The 14,361-nt window shown below is 64.5% G+C and carries 12 protein-coding genes and 1 pseudogene; 4 read left to right on the top strand and 9 right to left on the bottom strand.

Annotation, left to right across the window (positions count from 1 at the left end):
• Position 1 precedes the first annotated feature (1 nt).
• From QFZ91_RS39770 to QFZ91_RS39755, 4 genes and pseudogenes are all read right to left on the bottom strand, one after another.
• Positions 2-955: pseudogene (locus QFZ91_RS39770) on the bottom strand (acetaldehyde dehydrogenase (acetylating)).
• Positions 956-990: 35 nt separating this feature from the next.
• Complete coding sequence (locus QFZ91_RS39765; RefSeq protein WP_429570643.1) at positions 991-1,800, bottom strand: 2-keto-4-pentenoate hydratase; 810 nt, start codon at positions 1,798-1,800, stop codon at positions 991-993.
• A gap of 18 nt (positions 1,801-1,818) precedes the next feature.
• Positions 1,819-2,769 (bottom strand): 3-carboxyethylcatechol 2,3-dioxygenase, encoded by a 951-nt coding sequence (locus tag QFZ91_RS39760; protein ID WP_429570642.1) that lies wholly within the window; start codon positions 2,767-2,769, stop codon positions 1,819-1,821.
• A gap of 1 nt (position 2,770) precedes the next feature.
• Positions 2,771-4,633: a bifunctional 3-(3-hydroxy-phenyl)propionate/3-hydroxycinnamic acid hydroxylase gene (locus QFZ91_RS39755; RefSeq protein ID WP_429570641.1), complete on the bottom strand. Its 1,863-nt coding sequence runs from the start codon at positions 4,631-4,633 to the stop codon at positions 2,771-2,773.
• Positions 4,634-4,852: 219 nt separating this feature from the next.
• Between QFZ91_RS39755 and QFZ91_RS39750 the strand changes: the two genes are divergently transcribed.
• Positions 4,853-5,692, top strand: coding sequence for a DNA-binding transcriptional regulator (locus tag QFZ91_RS39750; RefSeq protein ID WP_368718551.1), 840 nt, complete (start codon positions 4,853-4,855; stop codon positions 5,690-5,692).
• 81 nt (positions 5,693-5,773) lie between these two features.
• Here the strand turns inward: QFZ91_RS39750 and QFZ91_RS39745 are convergent, their stop codons facing one another.
• The 5 genes from QFZ91_RS39745 to QFZ91_RS39725 form a co-directional block, all read right to left on the bottom strand.
• Entirely contained in the window at positions 5,774-6,469 is a 696-nt protein-coding gene (locus QFZ91_RS39745; RefSeq protein ID WP_429570640.1) for a response regulator, read from the bottom strand.
• A 31-nt stretch (positions 6,470-6,500) separates the two neighbouring features.
• Positions 6,501-7,883, bottom strand: a complete 1,383-nt coding sequence (locus tag QFZ91_RS39740) for a sensor histidine kinase (protein ID WP_429570639.1) — start codon at positions 7,881-7,883, stop codon at positions 6,501-6,503.
• Positions 7,884-7,933: 50 nt separating this feature from the next.
• Entirely contained in the window at positions 7,934-8,974 is a 1,041-nt protein-coding gene (locus tag QFZ91_RS39735; RefSeq protein ID WP_429570638.1) for an ABC transporter substrate-binding protein, read from the bottom strand.
• 126 nt (positions 8,975-9,100) lie between these two features.
• The gene (locus QFZ91_RS39730) at positions 9,101-10,486 is read right to left on the bottom strand and encodes a sensor histidine kinase (RefSeq protein WP_429570637.1); all 1,386 of its coding nucleotides are present in this window, start codon (positions 10,484-10,486) and stop codon (positions 9,101-9,103) included.
• Positions 10,487-10,488: 2 nt separating this feature from the next.
• Entirely contained in the window at positions 10,489-11,166 is a 678-nt protein-coding gene (locus tag QFZ91_RS39725; protein ID WP_013092490.1) for a response regulator, read from the bottom strand.
• Between the two features lie 287 nt (positions 11,167-11,453).
• Between QFZ91_RS39725 and QFZ91_RS39720 the strand changes: the two genes are divergently transcribed.
• Genes QFZ91_RS39720 through QFZ91_RS39710 form a run of 3 tightly spaced genes read left to right on the top strand, consistent with a single transcriptional unit; the run spans position 11,454 to position 14,187 of the window.
• Positions 11,454-12,473 (top strand): ABC transporter substrate-binding protein, encoded by a 1,020-nt coding sequence (locus tag QFZ91_RS39720; RefSeq protein ID WP_176106783.1) that lies wholly within the window; start codon positions 11,454-11,456, stop codon positions 12,471-12,473.
• Positions 12,474-12,512: 39 nt separating this feature from the next.
• Positions 12,513-13,307 carry an ABC transporter ATP-binding protein gene (locus QFZ91_RS39715; protein ID WP_176382860.1) on the top strand — a complete coding sequence of 265 codons (795 nt, stop codon included), beginning with the start codon at positions 12,513-12,515 and terminating at the stop codon, positions 13,305-13,307.
• Between the two features lie 16 nt (positions 13,308-13,323).
• Positions 13,324-14,187 (top strand): ABC transporter permease, encoded by an 864-nt coding sequence (locus tag QFZ91_RS39710; RefSeq protein ID WP_176106784.1) that lies wholly within the window; start codon positions 13,324-13,326, stop codon positions 14,185-14,187.
• Positions 14,188-14,361 lie beyond the last annotated feature (174 nt).

The raw sequence follows: 14,361 nt of genomic DNA, 5'->3' as shown, positions 1-14,361 counted from the left end.
CTTATGCCTCTGATGCCTGCACGAGCGCCTGCGCCATGCGCTCGGCGGTCGCGAGCGCGGCCGAAGTCATGATGTCGAGATTGCCGGCATAGGCGGGAAGGTATTAGTGCGCGGCGCCTTCGACCTCGATGAAGACCGACGTCTTCAGGCCGCTGAAGCGGCCGAGGCCCGGAATGTTGAGTGGCGCGTTAGCGGGAATTTCGTCGAACTGCACCTTCTGCTTCAGGCGATAGCCGGGCACGTACGCCTGCACCGCGGCGGCCATCTGCTCGATCGACGCTTCGACCTTGTCGAGGTCGGCCATCTCCGACAGCGTATAGACGGTATCGCGCATCATCACCGGCGGCTCGGCCGGATTGAGCACGATGATCGCCTTGCCCTTCACTGCGCCGCCGACCGCTTCGATCGCCTTCGACGTGGTCTCGGTGAATTCATCGATATTCGCGCGCGTGCCGGGACCGGCCGACTTGCTGCTGATCGACGCGACGATCTCCGCGTAATGCACCTTAGCGACGCGCGACACGGCCGCGACCATCGGAATGGTCGCTTGTCCGCCGCAGGTCACCATGTTCACGTTGGGCGCGCCGATATGCGCGTCGAGATTGACGACCGGCACGCAGTACGGCCCGATCGCGGCCGGCGTCAGATCGATCACGCGAATCGAAGGTTTAAGCTTTCGCAACAGCGCGTCGTTCTTCACGTGTGCGCCGGCCGAGGTCGCGTCGAACACGAAGTCGATGTCATTGAACACGGGCAGACGCGTCAGACCTTCGACGCCTTCATGCGTGGTCGCGACGCCAAGCCGCGCGGCGCGCGCGAGGCCGTCGGAGTTCGGATCGATGCCGACCATCGCCGCGACTTCGAGATGTTTGCCGTGACGCCGGATCTTGATCATCAGATCCGTGCCGATATTGCCCGAGCCGATGATCGCGGCCTTGAGTTTTTCGCTTGCCATATGAGTTCCCAATCGAGTGCTTGCGAGTGCTTGCTTTATGCAGAGAAAGTCGCGCGGACGCTGCCGAGACCGTCGATCTGCGCGCTGAAGGTGCCCGGCTGCCTGACCGCGACCATCGGGCCCAAAGCGCCCGTCATCAGCACGTCGCCGGCACGCAGCGGCGTGCCGAGCTGGACCATCCGATCCGCGAGCCAGGCAGCGGCATTCAGCGGATTGCCGAGACACGCGGCGCCATTGCCGCGCGACAGGACTTCGGCATCGTTCGACAGCGTCATCGCGCAGGCCGCGAGATCGACATCGCGCAGCAGCACCGGGCGGCTGCCGAGCACGAAGCGCGCGCTCGACGCGTTGTCCGCGACCGTATCGACGAAGCGGATGTTCCAGCCTTCGATGCGACTGTCCACCACTTCGATCGCCGCGACCGCATACGCGGTTGCGCGCATCAGATCGGCATACGTGTGGCGCTCGCGCAGCAGATCGTGTTCGAGCACGAGCGCGATCTCCGCCTCGACCTTCGGCTGGATCAGCTCGCCGAGCGGAATCGGCTGGCTGTCGCCATACGCCATCGATGCAAACAGCGCGCCGAAGTCAGGTTGATCGACACCGAGTTGACGCTGCACGGCCGGCGACGTGAGTCCGATCTTGCGGCCGACGATGCGCTCGCCCGCCGCGACGCGCGCAGCCACGTTGGCCTGCTGCACCGCGTACGCGAGCTGCTCGGCGTCGGCCGGGTTCGGCAGTTCGACGAAACGCGCGTCGTCGCGCAGCGGCGCGATGGTCACGCGCGTACGTTCCGATTCGCGCAGGCGCAGGGCCAACGCGTCGATGTTGCTTTGAGTGTTCATAGCGGATTCCAGATTCGGTTAAACGTGGGCAGTCACGGGTCGCGCGTGCATCGCGCCGAAGCCCGCGATCCATTCGGGGATCGGACGGTAGTAATCGAGCGACGCGCGATACGGGCCGCTCGCGTTCAGCGCGCCGAACGCGGCGATCCACGTGCGGATTTCGTGCGCGGACTTGCCGCCATCGCGCGTGATTGCGTTGTTGGTCAGGCCGTCGAGCGCGGTGAGCTCGCCGTCTTCGAGCAGCTTCAGGAACGCGCGATCCCATTCGGGATTGAGCGGATGCAGATGGCTGTCGCCCGCCGTGAACGCGCGCGCCGCCGCAATCGTGCGTGCCTGCCGCGCCGCGCGCGACTCGGCCGACGGATTGCGGCCCGCAATCAGACGCTCGGCGACTTCCTCGCTCGCGCCCGCGAGTTCCGGCACCGGCGGCTCATGCGAGATGCCGCCCGAGCCGATCACGAGCACGCGCTGATTCGAGCGTGCGAGCGCGCGGCCCAACGCATCGCCGAGCAGACGCGCGCGGCGGCATGAAGCCATCGGCGCGGCCACCGAATTGATGAACACCGGCACGACCGGATATCGATCGAGTCCGCCCGTCAGAATCTCCAGCGCTTGCGCGCAACCGTGATCGACCTGCATGCGGTAGGAGACCGCGACGTCGACGTCGCTCGCGAGCACCGCTTCGGCCAGTTCGAGCGCCGTATCGGCGGGCACGTTCAGCGGACCGGCGAGGCTCTTGAAGTCGCCGATCGCGCTCGCGGATGCGCCGATGCAGAACGGCGGCATCACGTCATAGAAGAAACCGTTGTAATGATCGGGCGCGAACACGACGACCAGTTGAGGATCGAACTCGACGACGCGCGCACGCGCCGCCGCATGCACATGCTCGACTTCGGCGACGACTTCGGGCGCGGGATCGTAATAGCCGTGCAACGGCGTGTGCGATAGGCATTCGAGCAGCATCGGCATATCAGGCTCCGGCGGTTGCAGCGGTTGCGAGAGTGGCAACGGCGTGGCGCGCGAACGCCGCTTCGTTGCCGGCATTCGCCACATCCGCACGCGTTGCCGCGTCGAGTTGCAGCTTCCGCGCGAGTTCGACGACCAGTTGCGACACCTGCTGCGGCGAGCCCATGCCCGCGACGAAACGATCCGGACGCAACAGCACGACCGACTCCGGCACTCGCGTGAACCAGTCCTTCAGCCGCGTGTTCACATCGCCGATCGCGATCACGTCTTCTGGCACGTCGTCATGAAAAGACAGTTGCGTATCCGGCTTCGCGACCACGAAGCAGCCGCCGAGCCGCTGCCAGATCGCGCGCGCTTCCTCCGACAAACCGAAGGTCGGTTCCGCGCCCCAGCCGACGATCGCGAAGCGGTTGCCGAGCACATCGTCGAGTCGCACGATCTCGCCGCTCGCCGTACGCACGCGCGGCTGAATGAACATGCGACCGACCGGCGAATGACAATGCGGGTCGCGTCCATACACGAGACGGCCGAGCCGCGACTCGCGCTTCTCGCTCATCAGACCGAGCAGGCGGCCCGGCGCGGAATGGCCCGAGCGTTCGAGCGCGCGCGCGAGCCAGCCACGCTTGCGCGGCGTGTGCGCGAGCAACACGACGCCGCTTTCATAGCGCGGCATCGGCTTGAAACGCATTTCGACGAAGTAGCGCTTGACCGCCGGAAACCAGTTGAACGTACGCACGAACGCGTCGCGGAACTTGATGCCGAAGCGGCTCGTCGGCGCGAAAATGTCGCCCGCCACTTCGGAGAGGTGGATCATCGAGCGCGCATGCGAACGGCGCTCGGCGGTATAGGTATCGAGCAGCGCATCGCCGGCGACTCCCTTGACGACCATCGCGAGTTTCCAGCCGAGGTTGCTAGCGTCGCGAATGCCGCTGTTGTAGCCCTGGCCCTGCCATACCGGCATGATGTGCGCGGCGTCGCCGGCGAGCAGCACGCGGTTCACGCGAAAGCTGCTCGCAAGGCGCGCGTTGTGCGTATAGACGCGCTTGCGGATGTAGTCGACCTTGTCCGGCTCCGCGACGACCTTGCGGATCAGCGCGGCCATGTTCTCCGGCTTCGACAGCTCTTCCTCGGTCTCACCGGGCATCACCATGAATTCGAAGCGGCGAATGCCGTGCGGCAGCGCGGCCGATACATACGGGCGTCGTGGATCGCAGTGCATGTACACGTGCGGCGAGCCGATCGGGTCGTTGCGCACATCGACGACGATCCACTGATTCGGTTTCGTGCGGCCCTCGAACGGCACGTCGAGCGTGCGGCGCACGAAGCTGTTGCCGCCGTCCGCGCCGACCATGTACGACGCGCGGATCGTGCGGCGGCCGCTCTGCGCGTGTTCCGCTTCGATCGTGACGCCGCTGCCGTCCTGCGTGAACGAGTTGACGGTGTGGCCGAACAGCACCTCGACGTGCGGGAAGCGTTGCAGGCCGTCGTACAGCACGCGATCGGCCAGCGGCTGAATGAACGCGTTGCGGCGCGACCAGCCGAATTCGTCGGTGCGCGGTTCGATCGATGCGAAGCAGTGACCGTTGCGAGTGACGAAGCGCATCCAGTGATCGGGAGTCGTGTGCGGCAGCAACGCATCCGCGAGGCCGACGGACTGGAACACGCGCAGTGCTTCGTCATCGAGGCCAATTGCGCGCGGATAGTCGATGATCTTCTCGAGCTTTTCGATCAGCACGACGCGTACGCCCTGCAGGCCGAGATAGTTGGCGATCATCAAACCGACCGGGCCGGCGCCGATGATCGCGACGTCGGTGGTGACGGTTCCGCTGTGGCCTTGCGCGGCCACCGGGTCGAGCGGTTGGGGCATGTTGTCTCCGTATGTCGACCGGAGTGACCGGTCGAGCTATTCACGGAGCGCGGCGGCGGGAACCAGCGCTGGCCACGGCGAAAATCGCCTGCGGGCAACCGCTCGCGTCTCCATGAAATCGTTGATTTGTTGGCAGTCTAGGACCGGCCACCTGCCCGCTCAACAAAATCTGGAAAATGTGCATAGAATGCACATAGCTGATTTAATTGAGGTTTTTAAGTGACCAAATACACGAATGTGCGAGGTCTGTCGCGCGGCTTGCAGGTGCTGCAAGCACTCAACTCGATGGACAGCGGCCGCGCGACGAGCCAGCAGATCAGCGAGCTGACCGGCCTGCATCGCACCACCGCGCGGCGGCTTCTGGAGACGTTGATGGAAGAAGGCTTCGTGCGGCGCAGCGCGTCGGACGACAGCTTCCGGCTCACGCTGAAAGTGCGCGCGCTGAGCGAAGGCTTCACGGACGACGAACGCATCGCGACCATCGCGCCGCCGGTCATGGGGCGTCTGCTGCAACGTGTTGCGTGGCCGTCCGATCTGACCACGCCCGACGGCGACGCGATGATCATCCGCGAGACCACGCACCGCTTCAGTACGCTGTCGTTTCATCGCGCGATGGTCGGCCGCCGTTTGCCGATGCTGCTGACCGCGGCGGGCCGCGCGTACTTCGCGATGTGCCCCGATGAAGAGCGCGAGGACATTCTCGATCTGCTGCGCGCGGGCGCGGGCGGCGAGGAGCAGAAGGCGCTCGCGTCGAACGACGCGTTGATCCACAGTCTCGTGAGACGCGTGCGCGCGGATGGGTTCGGTTCGAATCACGGCGACTGGGCGGACCAGGGGAAGATCGGCGCGGTCGCCGTCGCGATCGTGTTCGAGGAACGAGTGCTCGCGAGCTTGAACGTGGTGTTTCTGTCGCGCGCGGTGTCGCTTGCGGAAGCGAAGCGGCGCTATGTGCCCGAGTTGCAGACGGCTGCGCGTGAGATGGTCGAGGAACTCGCGGCGCAGAGCAGCGCGAAGAGCGGAGCGGGTAACACGCGTACGGGGCGCGAGCGCAACTCGTGAGGCCGCTTTCGAAACCTTATCAAAATCATCCGCCTGGCACCTCGGAACCGCGTGCAAACGCGCTCCTATCGTGCGGTCATCTCAGGCAGACGCGAATGCCTCGTGCGGTTCTTCTTCGCGCAAGATATAGCCGAGTCCGCGCAAGGTCATGATCTTCGCGGTCGATGCCGCGAGATGCTTGCGCAGCCGGTGAATATAGATATCGATCGCGTCGGCGCTCGGCTCTTCGTCGAGCGTGAAGATCTTGTCCATCAGCGTGGCTTTGGAGACGGTCTTGCCCTGCTTCAGTATCAACGCTTCGAGGATCGCGTGTTCGCGGCGGCGCAACGGCAGGCGTTCGTCCCGCAGCACGAATTCGCGGGAATCGAACAGATAACGCAGATTGCCGCATTCGGTCGACTGCCCTCTGTCTCCCGCGGCCTGACGGCGAATCAGCGCCTTGATGCGCGCCACCAGTTCGCGCGCATCGAAGGGCTTGACCACATAGTCGTCCGCACCGGCCGAAAAGCAGGCCACCTTGTCGTCGGTCGAGCCATTCGCGGTCAGCATCAGCACCGGCACGTTGTCGCGCTTGCGGCGCAACCTCGCGAGCACCTCCTTGCCGCTGATGCCAGGCAGGCGCAGATCGAGCAATACCGCGTCATAGCATTGCAGACCGAGCAGCGTCTCCGCACATTCGCCGTTTTGCGCCCAGTCGATCGCGAATTGCTCGACTTGCATCAGGTTCATCACCCAGCGCGCGAGGTCCGCGTCGTCTTCCACGAGCAGCAGTTTCATCGTTGTCCTCTCATTGGTGAGTCGCGCGACGTCAGGTTGCGCCGAGCCACAAGCGCATCTCGACCGTCGCAACGAGGCCCGCGCCGCCTACGTTCGATTCGAGCGTCACGCTGCCGCCCTGGCGATGGGCAATCTCGCGCACGATCGGCAAGCCGAGACCCGTCCCTTCCGTATGGCTCGACGCACGATAGAAGCGCTCGAACACGCGCTCGCGCGCATCGGCCTTGATGCCGGGTCCGTTGTCGATTACGCGCACGATCGCCATGCCCTCGCGTCGATGCGTCTGCACCGTGACGCGCCCGCCCGCCTGCGTATAGCGCAGCGCGTTGTCGACCAGATTGGTCACGAGGGCCGCGGTCAATGCTTCGTCACCGGTCACGTACAGGCCGTCTTCCAGCTCCGCGCCCAGATCGATCTCTCGCGACTGCGCAAACGCGATCAGCTCCTCGAGCACGCCCGCGATCAACGCGCTCAGATCGATCCGCTCCGGCACGTTCAGCGGCGCGGCCGACTCGGCCTGCGCGAGCAGCAACAGCTTGTTGGTCAGCGTGGTCAGCTTGCGGCTGCTCTTGTGCATGCCCGCGAGCGCTTCGTCGAGCGGAGCGTCGCGGCTATCGCGTTGCCGCGCGAACTGGATCTGCGCGGCCAGCAGCGCGAGCGGCGTGCGCAACTGATGCGCTGCATCGGAGATGAATTGACGCTGCGTCGCGGCCTGCTGGCCCATTCGCGCGATGCACTGGTTGATCGCCTCGACGATCGGCCTCAGCTCGACGTGCAGACGCGCGACGCGAATCGGTTCGAGCTGCGACGCATTGCGATCGGCAACGTCGTCCTTCACCTTCATCAGCGGCAGCAGTTCGAAGGTCAGGCCGAGGTAGACGAACACCATCGCCAGCACCAGCGTCAGAACTTCGCCGGTCAATTGCGGCCGCAGCAGACGCCACACCATCGCGTCGCGCGAGCCCTCGGTCTTCGCGACGGCGACGATCACTTCCTCGGTGTGTCCCGAGTCGTAAAGCTGCCGCGCGTAGGCGACCGCGCGCGCCGCGCGGCCGTCGGCGAAATGGGTCGAATAAAGCGTTGGCTTGTCGCTCACATGCGGCGGCAGCGGCAACTCGGGGATGCCCGCGAGCAAACGATGGCCGCCCGCCTCGACGCGATAGAAAACCGTGTCCTGTTCCGGCGATTCGAACAGTTCGAGCGCGGCCGGCGGAATCTGGATCGACACCGAACCGTTGTCCCAGTCGACATCCTCGCCGATGATCCGCATCGACGACAGCAGCGCATTGTCCTGCACCAGGTCCGCGGTGTTCTGCGCGAACCGGTATGAAATGACGACTGAAATGGAGACGAATGCCGCCAGCGGCAACAGCAGCCACCACAACAAGCGTCCGCGCAAACTGCCTGAAAACACGATGTGCCGATCCTCTTGTGCTCGATGCGACCCACGCGGTCAGCCCGCTTTCAAGGCTTCACGTCAGAGACGAACTGGTTGGTGAAGGTGCGCGACAGATCGATATACCGCCCCTTCACCGCCGGATTGAAACTCGACAGTACCTTCAGCACCGTCTGCGGACCATCGGCGGGCATCTTGCCGTCGACGGTGTACATCGGCAGCGAAGCCTGCAACGCGCTGATATACAGTGCCTTGTCGTTGCCGATGTCTTCTTTTGGCATCCGCGCGGCGATCTGTTCCGCGCTGTGGGTATGCATATAGCGCAGTGTCCTCACGAATGCGCGCGCGAGTTTCGCGGCTTCGTCGTGATGCGCGTCGAGCCACGTGCTTTGCACGTACAGGCTCGACGCCGGATACATGCCGCCGAGCGCGGCGCGCGTGCCGTCGACGTTGCGCATATCGACGAGTACTTTGGCGTCGCCCGCCTTCAATAGCTGAGTGACGGTCGGCTCGGTCGTCATACCCGCGTGAATGCGTCCTTCCCGCATCGCCGCGATGAAACTGCTGTCCGCGCCGACCGGCAGCAGCGTGTATTGCGTGGACGGCACGCCCGCGCGCTGTGCGAGGTATTGCGTCAGAAAACTCGTCGAGGAACCCAGCCCGGTGACGCCGAGCGTCTTGCCGCGCACGTCGGCCATGCTGCGGATCGAAGCGGCCGACTTCGCCGCGACCAGTTGCACTTCGCCCGGCACCTGGCTGAACACGACGATCGTCTTCACTTCCTTGCCGCGTGTCTGTAGATCGATCGTGTGATCGTAAAAGCCGACCACGCCCTGCACCGCGCCGGCGAGCATTTCGTTTTCGCCCTCTATTCCAGTCGGCTGCGACAGCAGTTCGACGTCGAGCCCTTCCGCCTTGAAATAGCCGAGCTGTTCGGCAAGACGCGCCGGCAGATAGATGAGCTTGTTGGTGCCGCCCACCATGATCGCGAGCTTCTCCGGCTCGGCCGCTTGCGCAGGCGTCGCCACCCTCGCGAGCGCGCACCATGCGAGCGACGCCGCCACGACGGCATAGGCCGCGCGCGAAAAACGCGTCGGGGAAAGCTTCATTTGCGGGTGTCTCCGTTATCTTGCTCTGGGCGCCGCGCGGGTCGCCTGCCCGTGATTCTGAAGGGCCGAACCCTTCCCGATGCTTTCAGTGCTGTATTTGTTGCGCGAACCTCGGGTTTGTCCCGATCACTTCGGCGTCGCGCGCGGAAACGTCACCGCGATATCCACGCCCTTGCCGCCCTCGCCCGCCTTCAGCACGATCTCGCCGTGATGCGCGTCCGCGATTTCGCGCACGATCGCCAGACCAAGGCCCGTGCCTTCCGTATCCGTCGACGCGCGAAAGAACGGCTCGAACACGCGGCTGCGCGCCTCGGCCGGAATGCCGGGGCCGTTGTCGGTCACGCTGACCGTCACCGTATTGGCCTCGGTATCCGCGCTCACGGCGACCGTCACGTGGCCACCGCTGCCCGTATAGCGAATCGCGTTCTCGGCGAGATTCGCGATCAGCGCCTGCAACATGCCGCGATGTCCGAGCACCGGCGCCGCGCCGTGCAATTCCGCGCCGAGATCGATTTCACGCGCCTGCGCGAGCAGCCCGAGATCTTCGACGACTTCCATTGCGAGCGGTACCAGATCGACGCGTTCCATCGCGAGTTGCGAGTTGTCGGCGGCCTCGGCCTGCGCGAGCAGCAGCAGCTTGTTGGTAAGACCGACCATCGAACGATTGCTTCGATGCATCGCGGCAAGCGCTTCGTCGAGCGCGGGATTCAGGCCTTCCTGCTGCCGCGCGAACTGCAGTTGCGTGCCGAGCAGCGTGAGCGGCGTGCGCAACTGATGCGCGGCATCGGCGATGAAGCGCCGCTGCGCCGCCACCTGCACGCCGAGCCGCGCGATGCACTGATTGATCGCATCGACGATAGGCCGCAGTTCCGAATGCAGACGCTCGACGCGGATCGGTTCGAGCTGCATCGGATCGCGGTCGGCTACCTCGTCTTTCACCTTCATCAACGGGCGCAACTCGAACGTGAGCCCGATGCAAACGAGCGCGACCGCCAGCGCGATCATTTCGAACTGGCGCACGAGTTGCGGCCGCCACAGTTGTTGAGTCATCGCGTCGCGCGAGCGCACGGTCTTGCCGACCGTCACGCGCACGGGGCGCGTCGCGCCGTTGTCGTACATGAACCGCACGATGTCGACCGCGCGCACCTGCTGGCCGTGCAACTCGGTGTAGTACGAGTCCGGCACGTCGGGCGCGCGCAGCGGACGCGGCGGGAAATCAGGCGTCCCCGCGAGCAGCCGCCCATCGTCGACACGCACGCTGTAGAACACCTGGTCGCGATATGGCGACGCGAAAATCTCGAGGGCGGCGGGCGGCACATCGACACGCAGAAAACCGTCGCTCCATTCAACCTCGCCCGCGATCATCCGCGCCGACGCGACCAGTTGGTTGTCCTGCACCAGATTCGCGGTGTGCCGCGCGTTGTCGTACTCGGTCTTGCCGGTCACGAACACATAGAGCGCGAGCGGCACGAGCAGCCACCACAGCAGACGGATGCGCAGGCTATTGGACATCGTTACTGGTCGTCTTCCCGCTTGCGCAGCAGATAGCCGAGCCCGCGCAGCGTGACGATCGCGGCCGAGCTGCCATCGAGCTTCTTGCGCAAACGCGAAATGTAGATCTCGACCGCGTCTTCGCTCGGCTCGTCCGCGAGCGTGAAGATCGCATCGACCAGCGCGGGCTTCGTCACCGTCTTGCCGAGGCGCAGGATCAGCGCTTCGAGCACCGAACGCTCGCGCGGCGTCACGTTCAGCGGCGCGCCTTTCAGCGTGAACTGGCGTGTGTCGATGTCGAACGACAGGTCGCCGCACACCACCTCGCTCGCTTTGGACGGCGACTGCCGCCGGATCGCCACCTTGATGCGCGCGATCAGCTCACGCACTTCGAACGGCTTCACCAGGTAGTCGTCGGCGCCGGCGCCGAGCAGCTCCACCTTCTCGTCGATCGAGCCGCTCGCGGTCAGGATCAGCACCGGCGTCGCGTCGCCGCGCTGACGCAGCCGGCGCAGCACGTTCTTGCCGGACAGCTTCGGCAGGTTCAGGTCGAGCAGGATCACGTCGTAGTGATTGGTGCGCAGCAGGCGGTCGGCTTCGTCGCCGTCCTGCACGGCGTCGAGCGCGAAGGCTTCCTGCTCCAGCATCTTCGCGAGCCAGTGCGCAAGCGTGGGGTTGTCTTCGATCAGCAGCAGCTTCATGGCGGGTACGGCAAAAGTCAGGTCGTCGATTGTGCCTTAAAACAAGGGGGCTGCGCGCGTGCAGTGTGGTTTACAGCATACGTCCTGTGGCTGCCGCGAGCGCAGCGGCGATTCCCGCGAAATTTCGGCGCGTCGTCGGCGCATCGTCGGCGCATCGTCGGGTTAACACCCATGTTTTGCGCCAAACCCCGAAAGCTGGCAGAAGGTTTCGCGTTTCTATAATCGCTGCCATTCACCCAGAAAGCGCCGCGCCTCGATCGCGGCGACCCACCTAAGGAGACTGCTTCATGCGTACCTTGCGCCAGATTGCCGTTGTGTCAGGAGTTGCTTTCGCCCTTGCCGCCGCTTCGGCCGCCGCTCACGCCGAGAAGATCACGATCATGGTCGGCGGCGCCACCAAGATCATCTATCTGCCGGCCAAGCTCACCGAGCAGCTCGGCTACTTCAAGGACGAAGGCCTCGACGTCGAAATCCTGTCGCAGCCGGCCGGTGTCGATGCGGAGAACGAACTGCTCGCGGGCGCGGTGCAAGGCGTGGTCGGCTTCTACGATCACACGATCGACCTGCAAAGCAAGGGCAAGGAAGTGCAGGCGCTCGTCGTCTTCGGCCAGGTCCCGGGCGAAGTCGAAATGGTCTCGACGAAGGCGGCCGATTCGCTGAAGAGCATGGCCGACGTCAAAGGCAAGACGCTCGGCGTGACCGGCCTCGGTTCGTCGACGAGCTTCCTCACGCAGTACCTCGCGCAGCGCGCCGGTGTGGCGTCGACGCAATACACGATGTTGCCGGTCGGCGCGGACAACAGCTTCATCGCCGCGATCAAGCAAAGCCGCATCGACGCCGGCATGACCACGGAGCCGACCGTCTCGCAACTGCTGAAGACCGGCGACGCGAAGGTGCTGGTCGATATGCGCACTGTGGAAGGCACGCGCGCCGCGCTCGGCGGCACCTACCCCGCGTCGAGCTTCTACGTGCAGCGCGCGTGGGCCGAATCGCACAAGGACGACGCGGCGAAGCTGTCGCACGCGTTCGCGAAGACGCTGAACTTCATCGCGACGCATAGCGCCGAGGACATCGCCGCGCAGATGCCGAAGGACTACTACGGCAACAACAAGGACCTGTACGTGGGCGCCCTGAAGGCGTCGCTGCCGATGTTCACGAAGGACGGCAAGATGCCCGCCGACGGCCCGGACACGGTGCTGAAGGTGCTGTCCGCATTCAATCCGTCGGTGAAGGGCAAGCATATCGACCTCGCCAAGACCTACACCAACGACTTCCTGTCGGCGCCGGTCAAGACCGCGTCTAAGTAACGCTTCTTTCATATTCACAGAACTGCGAGGCACCCGCCGATGAATCAAACTATGTCACGCGAGACGCCAGCGATCGAAATGCGCAACGTGTCGTGCCGTTTCATTTCCCCGGACGGCAAGGCCACGATCGCGCTGCGCGACTTCAGCATGTCGGTGGCACGCGGCGAATTCGTCGCGGTGGTCGGCCCGACCGGCTGCGGCAAGTCCACCACGCTCAGCATGATCACCGGCTTGCTGAAGCCGACCACCGGCGAAGTGCGCGTGATGGGCGCGCCAGTGGACGGCATCGATCCGCGCATCGGCTTCGTGTTCCAGGCCGATGCGGTGTTTCCGTGGCGCTCGGTGCTCGACAATGTCGCGGCGGGTCCGCTCTATCGCGGCCGTTCGAAATCGGCCGCCTACGACGAAGCGAACGAATGGCTGCGCCGCGTGGGCCTCGACAAGTTCGGCAAGCACTATCCGCATCAACTGTCCGGCGGCATGCGCAAGCGCGTCGCGCTTGCGCAGACCTTCATCAACAAGCCGGAAATCCTGCTGATGGACGAGCCGTTCTCGGCGCTCGACATGCAGACGCGCACGTTGATGCAGGACGAGCTGCTGCAATTGTGGGGCGGCGTCGGCTCGGTCGTGTTCGTCACGCACGACCTCGAGGAAGCGATTGCGCTCGCCGACCGCGTGTTCGTGCTGACCGCACGCCCCGCCACGCTGAAGAAAGTCTACGAAATCGATCTGCCGCGACCGCGTGTTACGTCGGAGATCCGCTACGACTCACGTTTCATCGAAATTTCGCGCGATATCTGGCATGACCTGCGCGAAGAAGTGCAGATCGGTTAATCAAGGAACGGCAAACATGTCTACACCCTCTCAACAGATGATGCCCTCGGGCATCGACGCCGCGTCGCTCGCTCACGTCGAGCGTATCGCGCAGAAGAAGATCCGCCAGCGCCAGGTTCTGGTGATTTCGCTGCGCATTCTGGTGCTGGTGGTCGTGCTCGGCGGCTGGGAACTGTCCGCGCGCCTGAAGTGGATCGACCCGTTCTTCTTCTCGATGCCGAGCGCGATCTTCGAACAGATCGTCGACTGGTTCGTGAACGGCACGTCGCAAGGTCCGCTACTCACGCAGGTGTGGGTCACGCTCGAAGAGACAGGCCTCGGCTTCATCATCGGTTCGGTCGCGGGCATCGTCTGCGGCATCGTGCTCGGCCGCAACAAGCTGCTCTCCGACGTGTTCAGCCTCTACATCAAGATCGCCAACTCGATTCCGCGCGTCGTGCTCGGCTCGGTGTTCGTGATCGCGCTCGGGCTCGGCATGGCATCGAAAGTCGCGCTCGCGGTCGTGATGGTGTTCTTCGTGGTGTTCGCCAACGCGTTCCAGGGCGTGCGCGAAGCGGACCGCTACATGATCGCGAATGCGCAGATCCTCGGCGCGTCGCGCCGCCAGGTGACGACCTCGGTCGTAATTCCGTCGGCGCTGAGCTGGATTCTCGCGAGCCTGCACGTGAGCTTCGGCTTCGCACTGGTCGGCGCGGTGGTCGGCGAATTTCTCGGCTCGAAGCAGGGTATCGGTTTGCTGATCTCTACCGCGCAGGGCGCGTTCAATGCAAGCGGCGTGTTCGCGGCGATGATCGTGCTGGCGGTGGTCGCGCTTGCCGCCGACTACCTGTTGACCGCGGTGGAGCATCGATTGTTGAAGTGGCGGCCGAGTTCGGTTTAAGCCGCCGCAGCGCAAGTCCTCTAACGGTAGTTCGCTTCACCGATGCCGCTCAGTCTTCCCGACTGAGCGGCATTTTTATTTGCCAGCCCGCATCCTGTCTTGCGCCGGCAAACTGTTTTTCCCGATACGTTGGCCGGCCCGCAACACTTCTTGCTTTCAATCCTCTCACCGCAA

Source organism: Paraburkholderia sp. JPY419, assembly GCF_050435705.1.
Lineage (GTDB): Bacteria > Pseudomonadota > Gammaproteobacteria > Burkholderiales > Burkholderiaceae > Paraburkholderia > Paraburkholderia youngii.
The sequence above is the reverse complement of the archived record's forward strand: the minus strand, read 5'-3'. Positions and strand labels throughout refer to the sequence as shown.